The sequence below is a fragment of the Turicibacter sanguinis genome (assembly GCF_013046825.1).
Taxonomy (GTDB): Bacteria; Bacillota_I; Bacilli_A; order MOL361; family Turicibacteraceae; genus Turicibacter; species Turicibacter sanguinis.
Genome location: NZ_CP053187.1, coordinates 2,315,299 through 2,328,643 on the forward strand (window position 1 = coordinate 2,315,299; position 13,345 = coordinate 2,328,643).

At 34.9% G+C, this 13,345-nt stretch carries 15 protein-coding genes; 12 read left to right on the plus strand and 3 right to left on the minus strand.

Going from position 1 to position 13,345, the window contains the following annotated elements:
- Positions 1-80 precede the first annotated feature (80 nt).
- Positions 81-1,814 carry a S8 family peptidase gene (locus HLK68_RS11240; RefSeq protein ID WP_132942784.1) on the plus strand — a complete coding sequence of 578 codons (1,734 nt, stop codon included), beginning with the start codon at positions 81-83 and terminating at the stop codon, positions 1,812-1,814.
- 92 nt (positions 1,815-1,906) lie between these two features.
- Here the strand turns inward: HLK68_RS11240 and HLK68_RS14615 are convergent, their stop codons facing one another.
- Positions 1,907-2,209: a helix-turn-helix transcriptional regulator gene (locus tag HLK68_RS14615; RefSeq protein WP_238843653.1), complete on the minus strand. Its 303-nt coding sequence runs from the start codon at positions 2,207-2,209 to the stop codon at positions 1,907-1,909.
- Positions 2,206-2,679 carry an AraC family ligand binding domain-containing protein gene (locus HLK68_RS14620; RefSeq protein ID WP_238843590.1) on the minus strand — a complete coding sequence of 158 codons (474 nt, stop codon included), beginning with the start codon at positions 2,677-2,679 and terminating at the stop codon, positions 2,206-2,208. The genes HLK68_RS14615 and HLK68_RS14620 overlap by 4 nt, the downstream gene beginning before the upstream one ends.
- A 139-nt stretch (positions 2,680-2,818) precedes the next feature.
- On the opposite strand from HLK68_RS14620, the gene HLK68_RS11250 reads away from it, so the two are divergent.
- The 7 genes from HLK68_RS11250 to HLK68_RS11275 all read left to right on the plus strand — a co-directional run bounded on the left by HLK68_RS11250 (position 2,819) and on the right by HLK68_RS11275 (position 6,714).
- On the plus strand, positions 2,819-3,448 hold the full coding sequence (locus HLK68_RS11250) for a sugar O-acetyltransferase (RefSeq protein WP_129821562.1): 630 nt from the start codon (positions 2,819-2,821) through the stop codon (positions 3,446-3,448).
- Positions 3,449-3,457: 9 nt separating this feature from the next.
- Positions 3,458-4,279: a Cof-type HAD-IIB family hydrolase gene (locus HLK68_RS11255; RefSeq protein ID WP_055164005.1), complete on the plus strand. Its 822-nt coding sequence runs from the start codon at positions 3,458-3,460 to the stop codon at positions 4,277-4,279.
- A gap of 34 nt (positions 4,280-4,313) precedes the next feature.
- A complete protein-coding gene (locus HLK68_RS11260; protein WP_006785754.1) occupies positions 4,314-4,697 on the plus strand; it encodes a VOC family protein in 384 nt (127 codons plus the stop codon).
- 109 nt (positions 4,698-4,806) lie between these two features.
- Positions 4,807-5,880: a threonine aldolase family protein gene (locus HLK68_RS11265; RefSeq protein WP_009607703.1), complete on the plus strand. Its 1,074-nt coding sequence runs from the start codon at positions 4,807-4,809 to the stop codon at positions 5,878-5,880.
- 172 nt (positions 5,881-6,052) lie between these two features.
- A complete protein-coding gene (locus HLK68_RS11270) occupies positions 6,053-6,235 on the plus strand; it encodes a YciI family protein (protein WP_006785756.1) in 183 nt (60 codons plus the stop codon).
- Positions 6,236-6,369: 134 nt separating this feature from the next.
- Complete coding sequence (locus HLK68_RS14755) at positions 6,370-6,495, plus strand: hypothetical protein (protein ID WP_006785757.1); 126 nt, start codon at positions 6,370-6,372, stop codon at positions 6,493-6,495.
- A gap of 3 nt (positions 6,496-6,498) precedes the next feature.
- On the plus strand, positions 6,499-6,714 hold the full coding sequence (locus HLK68_RS11275) for a hypothetical protein (RefSeq protein ID WP_006785758.1): 216 nt from the start codon (positions 6,499-6,501) through the stop codon (positions 6,712-6,714).
- Positions 6,715-6,761: 47 nt separating this feature from the next.
- Here HLK68_RS11275 and HLK68_RS11280 read toward each other — a convergent pair whose 3' ends face one another.
- Entirely contained in the window at positions 6,762-7,727 is a 966-nt protein-coding gene (locus HLK68_RS11280) for an asparaginase (protein ID WP_009607717.1), read from the minus strand.
- 231 nt (positions 7,728-7,958) lie between these two features.
- Here HLK68_RS11280 and HLK68_RS11285 point away from each other — a divergent pair, with 231 nt between their 5' ends.
- From HLK68_RS11285 to HLK68_RS11300, 4 genes are all read left to right on the plus strand, one after another.
- Positions 7,959-8,633, plus strand: a complete 675-nt coding sequence (locus tag HLK68_RS11285) for a response regulator transcription factor (RefSeq protein ID WP_006785760.1) — start codon at positions 7,959-7,961, stop codon at positions 8,631-8,633.
- Positions 8,630-9,673 (plus strand): sensor histidine kinase, encoded by a 1,044-nt coding sequence (locus HLK68_RS11290; RefSeq protein WP_132942785.1) that lies wholly within the window; start codon positions 8,630-8,632, stop codon positions 9,671-9,673. The genes HLK68_RS11285 and HLK68_RS11290 overlap by 4 nt, the downstream gene beginning before the upstream one ends.
- A gap of 139 nt (positions 9,674-9,812) precedes the next feature.
- Positions 9,813-11,570 (plus strand): ABC transporter ATP-binding protein, encoded by a 1,758-nt coding sequence (locus tag HLK68_RS11295; RefSeq protein ID WP_132942786.1) that lies wholly within the window; start codon positions 9,813-9,815, stop codon positions 11,568-11,570.
- Positions 11,570-13,327 (plus strand): ABC transporter ATP-binding protein, encoded by a 1,758-nt coding sequence (locus HLK68_RS11300; protein WP_132942787.1) that lies wholly within the window; start codon positions 11,570-11,572, stop codon positions 13,325-13,327. Before HLK68_RS11295 ends, HLK68_RS11300 begins: the two co-directional genes overlap by 1 nt.
- Positions 13,328-13,345 lie beyond the last annotated feature (18 nt).

Consider the following 13,345-nt stretch of genomic DNA (forward strand, 5'->3'; position numbering starts at 1 on the left):
AGTTAACCTTTTTTTAGTGAAAAATAGTGTATATTTTGTTATAATTTAGCGAGTTATAGTACTTGTAGGGGAGAGAACTAATGAAGTTAACAAAGTATATATTATTAATATTAGGTTTTATATTGATTAGCGAATGTGAGGTTTTAGCACATCATCTTTCATTTGATAGCCAGCGTTTGATTGTGAAAAGTAATGAGCCACTTGAGTATGATGAATTTCGAATATTAGAAGAGGACTTATTTGTCATTTCATTTGATTCTATTTCACAGACAGAAGAAGCGTATGAAAGGCTATTAACGACGCCTGGTGTAGAGTGGGTAGAACTTGATTTGGAGCTTAGTTTAAACGTTATGGATACACAGACTATCACTTCATGGAGTGATGAATTTTGGGGAATGGACTATCTTGGAATTAATTCCTATCGAGACTATTTAATTCAAGAGGAAAAAGATGATGAGCTTGTCGTTGCGGTTATTGATACGGGAATTGATCCCACACATCCTCTATTTGAAAATAAACTATCAGATTTTGGATATAATTTTGTGAACCGAGATGAAGATCCATTTGATGATAGTTATAATAGTCATGGAACGCATGTAGCAGGAATCATTTCCAAGGCAACCGCAGGCTTAGACAATATTAAACTTTTACCATTAAAAGTGTTGGATTCGCGCGGGAAAGGAACTGTTTCAGCGTTGGTTGAAAGTGTGAAGTATGCCAAAGAAGCTGAGGTCGACATCATCAACCTAAGTCTTGGGTTGTATCCCTATTATCATTCAAAAGCGTTAGAAATGGCCATTTTAGAAGCAATCACCTCCGGCATTACAGTCGTCATTGCTTCGGGAAATGATAATATCGATACGATGAATAGTTGTCCCTCTCATTTAGAGGATGCGATTATTGTATCTGCTATGGATTCGTCGTTGCAAAAAGCAGTCTTTTCAAATTATGGAGCACATGTTGATGTGGTCGCACCAGGTGTTGATATTTATAGCACGGTTGCAGGTGGAGGATTTGGTTATTTAGATGGAACATCAATGGCTGCACCACATATTAGTGCGATGGCTGCTTTATTAAAATTAAATAATCCGACGTTAATGCCTCATGATATTGAAGAAATTTTGATTGAAATAGCTGATGATCTAGGAGAAGTGGGATGGGATCCTTACTTTGGATACGGGGTTCCGATTTTATCTAAGTTATTACCGGGACGAGCTCTCACTGGAATCGTCTTAGAGGTAGATACGCTTGATTTAAAAGTCGGAGAACGTATGAATTTGAATGTATTATTTATCCCAACTCATGCAACTATTACAGAAAATTTAAGTTGGAGCAGTTCTAATGAATCGGTCGTCATGGTTAATGATGGAGAACTGATTGCCAAACAAGTAGGTAAGGCAGTCATTGAAGTTAGAACCGGGACTCATGTTGCGAGTTGTGAGGTAACGGTTGAAGAAAGTCAGATAGAGCTTCAATCAAAGGAACTAAGTGAAAAAATCAGTGTCACCGAACAGTCAGCTATTAAAGAAGAGAGTCACAATGATTACTCAATTTTACCCGTTGAACCAATAGAAGAAGAGATTCAAAGAAATCAACAACCGATTTCAAAAACAATCATTGTTGAAGAAGTAGAACAATTAGAAGATGAAGAACCACAACTTGTCACAGCGTTTGAGATGATCGAAGAAGTTGAAAGTGTGAGCCAAAGGACATTTGAGAAAGACACAACAAATAAAGTGAAGGTTGGACGAACTTTTTGGTTATTTGCTTTCCTTTGCACTGGAATGGTCGTGCTGTATAAGAGAAAGCAGTAAGCGTGACATGAGATGAAAGTAGGTTTCTTTATTGAGAGTGAATTTTAAAAAAACTCCGAATCGTGGACTTTTTGAAGGACGATTCGGAGTTTTTAGTGTTTATGTTTTTTTCGATAGTCTGAGGGCGTACAATTCAGTTCTTTACGGAACGTTTCAGTAAAATAACTTGAACTGTTAAAGCCACATTGAAGGGCGATTTCAGTAATGGTATAGTTCGTCGTTTTAAGCAGGAAAAGACTTTTTTCTAGACGGTACTCGGTTAGATAACCAATGGGCGATTGATTGAGAAATTTTTGAAATATTTTACAACAGTTGCTACGACAAACATTCCCAGCTATCGCAATATCGTTTAAGGTGACTTTGGCGGAATAATTTTGTTGAATGTAACTAATCATTTGTCGCAAGGGCCCAATTCCTTTATCCAGAAATGACTCGTGTGCAGTTTGATCTTGTTTAACATGGTGATAAAGTTGGTAAGCAATCGTATAAAAAAGGGATGAGAGGAGTCTTGTTTAAGGGGATTGACGTAGTGATCGGTTATTCGAGGAATGGCAGAAATGAGAGAAGGTGGAAGTAGGATACAAATAAATTCACACTCATCACCATTACTTGAAAAACCGTAATGCATGTGTCCAGAATTTACAAAAATAGCTTGTCCTTCCGTCAAAAGATAAGGTTTTCCATTGATTGAATAGGCCATTTTTCCGTGTAAGATAATCGTAAATTCAAAATCATCATGCCAATGATTGGCAGCTGACATATTTGGATAATCACTAAGTCTTGCAAAGTTTGAGCGAATGCAAAAGTCAGTGAAGTTATAGGCTACATCCTCAGAATGGTCTTGAAATAATTTAAGTTCTAACATAGATAAACCCTCTTTGAAAAATACAATTGTTATAAGTTAATAGTCTATTATGATAGTAATTCGAAAATTTATAGACTATTATTATAATATAGCACATGTGAGCAAACAATTAAAAGTTTGAGAAGTAGGAGAGAGTAACATGACGATGCGAGAACGAATGGCAGCAGGTCAATTATTTACAGACAATTGCGATGGACTAGCAGAAGACCGTCAAAATGCTAAGAGAAGAATGAAAGCTTTTAATGAAACAGGCCCTGATGAGATTCAAACAAGAATTCAACTCATGAACGAGATTTTTGGCAAGGAAACGAAAGCTTGGATTGAACCTCCTTTTTATTTTTGTTACGGATATAATATAGAGATTGGCGAAAAATCCTATGTGAATTTTAATTGTCAATTTGTGGATGATGGGAAAATAACGATTGGTAAAAAAGTAATGTTTGGACCTGGGGTCACAATTGCAACAGTTGGTCATCCCATTAATCCAAATTATAGAGAGTATATGTATACTGATGCCGTGATAATTGAAGATAATTGTTGGATTGGAGCGGGTGTTGTGATTTGTCCGGGGGTTATCATTGGTGAAAATACAGTCATTGGAGCAGGGAGTGTGGTGACCAAGAGTATTCCAGCCAACTGTGTAGCTGTTGGAAATCCATGCCGTGTTCTTCGAGAGATTAATGAACAGGATTTAAAATATTATTATAAAAATCGTGAAATAACAGTAAAAGATTTAGAAGAAGAGGCAGTATGTCGTTTGAAAGGATGAGTTAGAAGGATGAACCCTTATAAAGTGATTGTGATGGATGTGGATGGAACATTAACTAATAAAGAAAAGAAAATTACCCAAAAGACCAAAGCAGCGTTAAAGATGGCACAAGAACAGGGAATGATTTTAGTCTTGGCATCTGGACGGCCAACCAGTGGATTGTTAAATCTAGCGAAAGAACTTGAAATGGATCAGCATCAGGGATTATTAGTGAGTTACAATGGAAGTCAAGTGATTGATTTAAGCACGAAAGCGATTTTACTCAATAACCCCCTTTCCATATCAGAGGCGAAGTCAATCTTAAGACATCTTAAGCAGTTTAATCTAACGCCGATGATTGACGATGGAGTTCATTTATATGTAGAAAATGTAGACGGGTATTTAGTCGAATACGAAACAAAAGGTAATGCATTTATTTTAAAAGAGGTAGACGATTTAGAAGCATTTGTTGAGTTTGAATGTCATAAAATACTAACGAGTGGTATGCCTGACTATATGGAAGAGATCTTTGAGGATATGAAGTATCCATTCAATGAGCAGTGCAATTGTATGTTTACAGCCCCTTTTTATGTTGAATATACAGCTAAAGGCATTGATAAGGCAAAAGCGTTAGAAACAGTCTTAAATCACCTAGGTTGCCAAAAAGAAGAAGTGGTAGCTTTTGGTGATGGACATAATGATGCTTCAATGCTCAAATACGTAGGCTTAGGCATTGCGATGGAGAATGCAGTTCAAGCGTTAAAAGACATAGCACATTTTGTCACGTTCTCTAATGAAGAGGATGGGATTGCGTATGCCTTAGAAAAATTTTGTTTAAATAAGAAGCTCTGAGTGAATTTAAAGAAATAGATGGAGTAGAAGACACATGAAAATTAATCATATGGCGATGTATGTCAGACAGTTAGAAGAGATGAAACGATTTTATATGCAATTTTTTGAGGCAACCTGCGGGGATAAATACCATAATCAAAAGACTGGTCTACAGACTTATTTTTTAACGTTTGAAAATCAGATGCGATTTGAATTAATGACACGACCTAATTTAGAGCGAGACCAAAAGTCTTTATATCAAACGGGATACATACATCTTGCGTTTAGTGTTGGGAGTAAAGAAAAGGTAGACGAGTTGACAAACTGTCTAAAAGAGGCAGGATACGATATTTTAAGTAGTCCTCGTACAACAGGAGATGGTTATTATGAAAGTTGCATTTTAGATCCTGAGGGAAACCAAGTTGAAATAACAATATAATAAAAGAAAGATTCTGATGGAATAGTCCATCAGAATCTTTTTGATATAAGATAAATTTAGCATATGATAGCGATATTTCTCATATACATGGTTAGCATGAGATAAAACGATGGGAGAGGTCGCTATGTATAGTTTTAAAAATGATTATAGTGAGGGGGCACATCCTAATCTTTTAAAAGCACTTCAGCAAACGAATTTAGAACAACATCAGGGTTATGGAGACGATGTTTTTTGTACCGAAGCCGCTCATTTGATAAAGGAAACGTTTATGTTAAATCACGATGAAATTCATTTTTTTGTGGGGGGGACACAGACGAATTTAACGGTGATTTCTGCTTTTTTAAAACCTTATGAAGCCGTGATTTCTGCGGATTCAGGTCATGTGGCAGTCCATGAAACTGGAGCAATCGAAGCAACGGGGCATAAAGTCATTCCAGTTTCTTCACATGATGGAAAATTGAGTGTTGCTCAAATAAAAGACGTATTAAAAACACACATTGATGAACATATGGTGAAGCCTAAGCTTGTGTATCTTTCAAATCCTACTGAACTCGGAACAATTTATCAAAAATCTGAACTTGAAGCCATTTATGAGTACTGCCAAGAACAGAATTTAATTTGTTATTTAGATGGGGCTCGGTTAGGGTCAGCCTTATGCTGCGAGAAAAATGATCTTTTACCATCAAATTTGGCTCAGTTGACAGATGTATTTTATATCGGTGGAACGAAGATGGGAGCATTATGTGGTGAGGCACTCGTGATCAATCAGCCAATGCTTAGAAAAGATTTCCGTTTTAATATGAAACAAAAAGGTGCCTTATTAGCAAAGGGACGTATTTTAGGTCTTCAGTTTAGCGAGTTATTTAAAGACAATCTTTATTTTGAATTAGCCAATCATGCGAATGAGATGGCCAGATTATTGAAGGTCGGTATTAGCTCTTTAGGTTATCAGTTTATGGTCGACTCAGACACGAATCAGATTTTTCCGATTATTCCAAATAAAATTGTCGCCTTACTTGAAACTAAGTATCTTTTTACGAGATGGGATTCAACTAATCGAACTGAAACCGTCATACGATTAGTGACTTCATGGTCCACATCTGAAAAAGCGGTGAAAGAATTCATTCAAGACCTCAAAAAATTTACGGTATTAGAGTTAAGGGGTAAATTGATGGACTCGTGATAGGCGTTTGTCGTAGCATCATAACAAGACAAGAAGATAAAAAAGGAGATTCATCTTAATGAAATACTACGTGGTTGAAGGGACGATTAAAAATCAAGAGGCAATGAATGACGATCTTTTAAAAGAGCATATGGCATGCACAAAAAAAGTGATGGATTAAGGACTAAGTTTGATGTCATCTTTAAAGGCTGATTTGAGTGGTGGGTTATTCATCATGAAGTCAAACTCTTACGAAGCAATAGCTGCTTATTTAAATGCTGAACCATTATTTAGGGCAGGAGTTCAAACCTATTGCATAACTGAATTGATGCCACATTATTTAATGCCTAATTCAAAAGAGTGGATTGAAGATTAAATAAAAAGATGACTGCCTATCCAGTCATCTTTTTGTTAGGAGATAGGATTGTGAATAAGTTTGCAAGCGTTTTTGATTAGGGTTTGAAATAATAATGATCTAATTTAACTAACTTAAAAGAGGGGGATATTAAAATGAATGTAGAACAAATTAATCAAGAAGTTGAAAAAATTGAAGCAGAAATAGAAACACTGAAGGAACATCGTTGCGATTCATTAGTTTGTACAACAAATGAATATGAAACATCATCGAAGATTTAAGATTTGCTAGAAAAAAGAACAGAATTATATTATCAATTAAACCTAGTAGGACAAGCGTCAATTCCTACTGAAAATGAAGATGAGGACGAAATAGAAAAAGTACGTCATCAAGAAAAAATAGAAATCGCCAGAAATTTATTAGATCTGTTAGATGACGAAGTGATTGCCACTAAAACAGGCTTATTAATCGATGAGGTTTATGCTTTAAGAAATAAATAGTATGTCAAAAAACATTATCCTGGGGGTGTTAGGATAATGTTTTTTGATTAATAGGTTGAAAAATAGCGATTGATAATTTTCTGATCTTTTGTTTTAGTAAGGGCAAGTTGTAACAAAATACGTGATTTTTGGGGATTAAACGTATTGGCATTGTTTTGAGCCGAGATATTTCCAGTGAAAACACGTGTACTTAAAATAAGAGGATATTCTTGCGCTAAAAGGACATTAATGGCATCAAGCCAACGTTTGCTTAATTGTCCATCACCTGCTGTAACGATTACCAATCCATCATGCTGACTGGCTAGATAAGGTAAAATACTAGGGTCACTATCAATCGTGAAATAGGCCATTCCAACCGATGGAAGTCGATCCAAACCGGTAATATCAAAGTCTGAGTGAATGGTATGCGGTTTGGTGGTCATTAAATAGAAATCAACTTTATGATCACGGATAAATCCAATCGCTCCAAATTTCCCTGAACCAAAGGCGTCGGTTTGAAAGGTACTAATTTTTTTAACATCGCGTGCACAGTAAATGGCATTATCAAAGACAACTAACACGCCTTTATTGATGGCATCTTCATGGGTGGCAACGACTACAGAGTCGTAAAGATTTAAGGGACCATCTGCACTGATAGCTGTTGCAGGTTTCATAGAACCAGTCAAAATCACGGGTTTTGTCGTTTTAAGCGTTAAGTTTAAAAACATGGCAGTTTCTTCTAAGGTATCAGTCCCATGAGTAATCACAAATCCATCCATATCTGGGTCATCGTTGTGTTCATGAATGGCATCCACAAGTTTTTTCCATTCATTGAATGTGATATCATCACTATTTAAATTGCTAATTTGAATGGCACTAATGCGAGCAGTTTCTTTTAAGTTTGGAATATCAGCTAAGATTTCATCAATTGAGATGACACCTGCTTGATAGCCTGTTGTATTTCCTTCAGGACCACTTCCGGCAATTGTACCACCGGTTGCTAAGATGAGAATATGTTTTAATTTTTTTTTCATAATTTAAGCACTCCTTAAATCTCAAAATTAAAGTTTGAAATGAGATAGATTATGTCACTATTTTGTAGAAATTAATCTCTTTGTATACCTTAAATCTAGGATATCTATGACAGAAAAAGAAATGATTTTTTGTGTCGCAATAAGATCAGTTTATGTACAGTTTATTGTTCTTTGATAAAATAGTAATGATAAGAATTTTAATGATTCAATCAATCAGGTTGGAGGCAAAAGATGATTAATATATTAGTCGCAGAAGATGATAAGCATGCTAGAAAATTATTAGAAACATTATTGAAGCGGGAAGGATATACTGTGTTTACTGCCGAAGATGGTGAAAAGGTATTGGAAATCTTAAGTATCCAACATATCGATTTAATCATTTTAGATATTATGATGCCTAAAATGGATGGATTTGAAGTGGCTAGATTATTAAGGGAAGCGAATTTTACGATGCCGATTTTAATGGCTACAGCAAAACACTTACCAGAAGATAAGAAAAAAGGTTTTATTGTTGGAACTGACGATTATATGACCAAACCTATTGATACTGAAGAAATGCTTTTAAGAATTCGAGCACTTCTTCGTCGATCTCAAATTGTAAATGAACGAAAATTAACGATTGGTAAAGTAAGGTTAGATTATGATGCGTTAACAGTGACAAGAGAAAATGAAATTCAGACCCTTCCGCAAAAAGAATTTTATTTATTATATAAATTACTGTCTTATCCTGGACGCATTTTCACACGAATTCAATTAATGGATGAAATTTGGGGAATGGAAAGCGAGACAACCGATACAACGGTTAATGTTCATATCAATCGTTTAAGAAATAAGTTTTCGAACTATCCTGAATTTGAATTGATATGTGTTCGTGGACTGGGGTATAAGGCGGTTAAAAAAGTATGAAGGCAATCAAAAAAAGAATTACCCTAACCCTTTATTTTTCTCTTTCTCTTTTTGTGATGTATTTAATTACATTTGCAATTACGGGGGCTTTAATGTCTTTTAGTCTTTTGTTTGGATGGATTAATGAAAGTACTTGTGAGAAGCCAATTATTATTATGCTGATTACGTTAGTATCGTGTATTATTGTGGGGACTATTATTTCAACGGTTGCGAGTAAAAGAATGTTAAGTTCAGTTAGAATGTTTATGGACGCTATGAATCAATTAGCTAGTGGGGATTTTTCAGCTAGATTAAATATTACACATCCCCCTGAATATGAGTTATTGTCTGAAAATTTTAATCATATGGCAGAAGAATTAGCAGGAATTGAAGTTTTACGAACGGATTTTATTAATAATTTTTCTCACGAATTTAAAACCCCGATTGTTTCAATTAAAGGATTTGCTGAAATTTTAAAAGATGATTCATTAACGAAAGAGGAAAGAGAAGAATACCTTGATATTGTCATTGAAGAGTCAACCCGTCTTTCAAATTTAGCGACAAATGTTTTGACGCTTTCTAAGGTCGAAGCACAGTCTATTTTAAGCGACCAACAATTATTTAATATTGGGGAACAAATTCGCCAATGCGTGTTATTATTAGAAACAAAATTAGAAAAAAAACAGTTAATTCTGAATGCAGATATTCAAGATTATCATTACTTTGGGAATAAGGAAATGTTAAATCAAGTGTGGTTAAATATACTTGATAATGCGATAAAGTTTATCTCACAAAATGGAATCATTGATATCAGTATGAAGAAAGTTAGCAATTCAATTGTTATTACTATTAGTGATACAGGAGTTGGGATTGCGGCTGAGGCTATCCCTAAAATATTTGATAAGTTTTATCAAGAAGATACGTCTCATGCCACGATGGGAAATGGCTTAGGCTTATCTATTGTCTATAAAATCATTCATTTACATAAAGGAAGTATAGCCTGTGAAAGTACCTTATCAAGAGGAAGTTCATTTACAATTGAGTTACCCAATATAATCTAAAAGAAAGAATTCTATTTTATTGATCATGTCATAGAATAGAATTCTTTTATTTTTATACATTAAAAAAGTAAAAAGTTTTTTTTCAGTTAATCTTTTTCCTGTATCCTACATTTATCATTAGGAAAAGGAGTGAGTTAATATGATAAAGATTTTTAAACATTTAAAAGTAAAAGAATGGATTCTTTTTGCTATTAGCTTCATCTTTATTGTGGCTCAAGTCTGGTTAGATTTAAAATTACCGGACTATATGAGTGAGATTACGCGATTAGTTCAAACACCAGGAAGTGAGATGAATGAGATTTGGGTGGCTGGGGGATACATGCTCTTGTGCGCGTTAGCTAGCTTAGGAACCTCATTTATTGCAGCGGCTATTTCAGCTAAAATTGCGGCGAACTTTTCAGCACGATTGCGTTCAGGATTATTTGATAAAGTCCAATCCTTCTCAATGGAGGAAATTAATAATTTTTCAACTGCGAGTTTAATTACACGCTCAACGAATGATATTAATCAAGTGCAAATGTTTATTGTCATGGGGTTACAAATGTTAATTAAAGCTCCTATTATGGCATTTTGGGCGTTAATGAAAATCTATGATAAAAGTTGGCAGTGGACGTTGTCAACAGGAGTTGCTGTCATGGTTTTATTCATCATTGTTGGAATCTGTATGATCATTGCATTACCTAAATTTAGAAGAATTCAACAATTAACGGATAATTTAAATCGAAGTGCTCGAGAAAATATTAGTGGTTTACGTGTGATTCGTGCCTATAATGCAGAGAAATATCAAGAAGATAAATTTACGGTAGCGAATAATGACTTAACGTATAACAATTTATATACAAACTCTGTTATGGCAAGTTTAATGCCAAGTATTAGCATGATTATGAGCGGTTTAAGTCTTGCTATTTATTGGGTTGGGGCTATCTTGATTAATGATGCGACATTACCATCAAGAATGGAAATTTTTTCGGATATGATTGTTTTCTCATCTTATGCGGTACAAGTAGTCATGGGATTTATGATGTTAATTATGGTATTTATTTTACTTCCACGTGCTACTGTTTCGGCTAAACGAATTAACGAGGTATTGGAAACAAAATCAGTGATTAAAAATGGTTCGTTGACTCAATCGCCAACAGGAATGAGTGGTGAAATAGAATTTAAACGAGTGAGCTTTAAATATGCTGATAGTGATGATTATGTATTAGAAGATATATCATTTACAGCAAAACGTGGAGAAACCATTGCCTTTATCGGAGCGACAGGTTGTGGAAAAAGTACATTGGTTAATTTAATTCCACGCTTTTACGATGTCAGTGAAGGTGAAATTTTAATCAATGGGATTAATGTAAAAGAATATGACCAAAAAGCACTTCGTAATAAATTTGGTTATGTGTCTCAAAAAGCGACTTTATTTGAAGGGACTGTTCAATCGAATGTTGCATTTGGAGAGAATGGAAAAGGAACACAAGGATTAGAGACAGTAATGGATGCAGTTCAAATTGCACAGGCTTCTGAATTTGTTGAGAAAATGGACAACAGTTATGAAGCTCATGTGGCTCAGGGTGGAACCAATTTATCTGGTGGACAAAAACAACGTTTATCTATCGCGAGGGCGATTGCTCGACGTCCTGAAGTTTTAATTTTTGACGATTCATTTTCAGCGCTTGATTACAAGACTGATCGACAATTAAGAAGTATTCTAAAAAAAGAGACCATTGGAACAACGTTATTAATTGTTGCTCAGCGTATCGGAACCATTAAAGATGCTGATAAAATTATTGTTTTAGAAGAGGGGCGAATCGTCGGAATGGGCTCACATAATGAGTTGATGGAAAATTGTGAAGCTTATCAAGAAATTGCTTATTCTCAACTTTCAAAGGAGGAGCTTGCGTAATGAGAAAAAAAGATAAAAATGAAAGTAGCCTGATTAAATTAGTTCATTATTGTCGTCGCTATCTTCCTATGATGATTATTGCACTAATTGGTGCAGGGATTGGAACATCCCTAACCTTATTTGGGCCAGATAAGCTATCAGAAATGACAGATTTGATGACTGAGGGATTATTTGGTGAGATTGATATCGAAGCCATTAGTTCAATTGGGATGACATTAATCATCATTTATGGAATTAGTTTTGTGTTATCACTTTCTCAAGGCTTGATTATGGCAAATATAACGCAAAAGGTTTCGAAAAATTTAAGAACAGATTTATCTAAAAAGATAAACAAACTACCCATGTCTTATTATAATAAGACAACAACAGGTGATATTCTTTCTCGAGTAACGAATGATGTGGACACAATTGGACAAACGTTAAATCAAAGTGTTGGAACTTTAGTGACGGCAATTTGTTTGTTCTTGGGATCTTTGATCATGATGCTTAAAACAAATGTGTTATTAACCATTACCGCTATTTTAGCTACTGTAATTGGTTTTGTTTTAGTAGGATTTATCATGAAAAAATCACAAAAATACTTCTTAAAACAACAAGAAGGCTTAGGAAAAATAAATGGTCATATTGAAGAAGTTTACACAGGGCATACGATTGTGAAAGCCTATAATGCTGAAAAGCAAATGGGAGATATCTTTGAATCGATGAATCAAGAATTAAAGCAAAATGGATTTAAGGCGCAGTTATTGGCAGGTCTTATGATGCCATTAATGACCTTTATTGGAAACCTTGGATATGTTGCAGTTTGTATCGTTGGAGCTGTCCTTGCAATGAATGATGTCATTTCATTTGGAGTGATTGTGGCCTTTATTATGTATGTTCGCTACTTTACACAACCCCTAGCACAAATGGCACAAGCAGCGCAAAGCTTACAATCAGCAACAGCGGCAAGTCATCGTGTCTTTGAATTTTTAGAAGCGAAGGAAATGGAGGATGAGAGCCATAAAATAAAACGACTTGAAACAGCTCAAGGAAATGTAGAGTTTAAAAATGTGACATTCACCTATGAAGGGACAACTCATCCGGTTATTAAAAATTTCTCGACAAAAGTAAAACCAGGTCAAAAAATTGCGATTGTTGGTCCAACAGGTGCTGGAAAAACAACACTTGTTAACTTACTCATGCGATTTAATGAAATAAATGGTGGAGCGATTTATATTGATGGTACGCCAATTAATCAATTAACCAGAGAGAACATTCATGATTTATTCTGTATGGTTTTACAAGACACTTGGTTATTTGAAGGATCAGTGAAAGAAAATTTAGTTTATAATCAAGCGCATATTACGGATGAACAAATTGAAGAGGCTTGTAAAGCGGTGGGATTACACCATTTTATTCAAACGTTACATCATGGTTATGATACGATTTTAGATGATAAATTGAATCTATCAGCTGGACAAAAACAACAATTAACGATTGCACGAGCGATGCTGAAAAATTCACCGATGTTGATATTAGATGAAGCCACAAGTTCCGTTGATACGAGAACAGAGCTTATTATTCAACAAGCAATGGATCAATTAATGGAAGGTAGAACCTCTTTCGTGATTGCACATCGATTATCAACGATTAAAAATGCAGATGTGATTCTAGTTTTAAAAGATGGCGACATTTTAGAAAGTGGAAATCATGAATCGTTATTAGCTAAACAAGGATTCTACGCAGAATTATATAACAGTCAATTTGAACAAGCATAAAAGATGAGCCATCTCTAG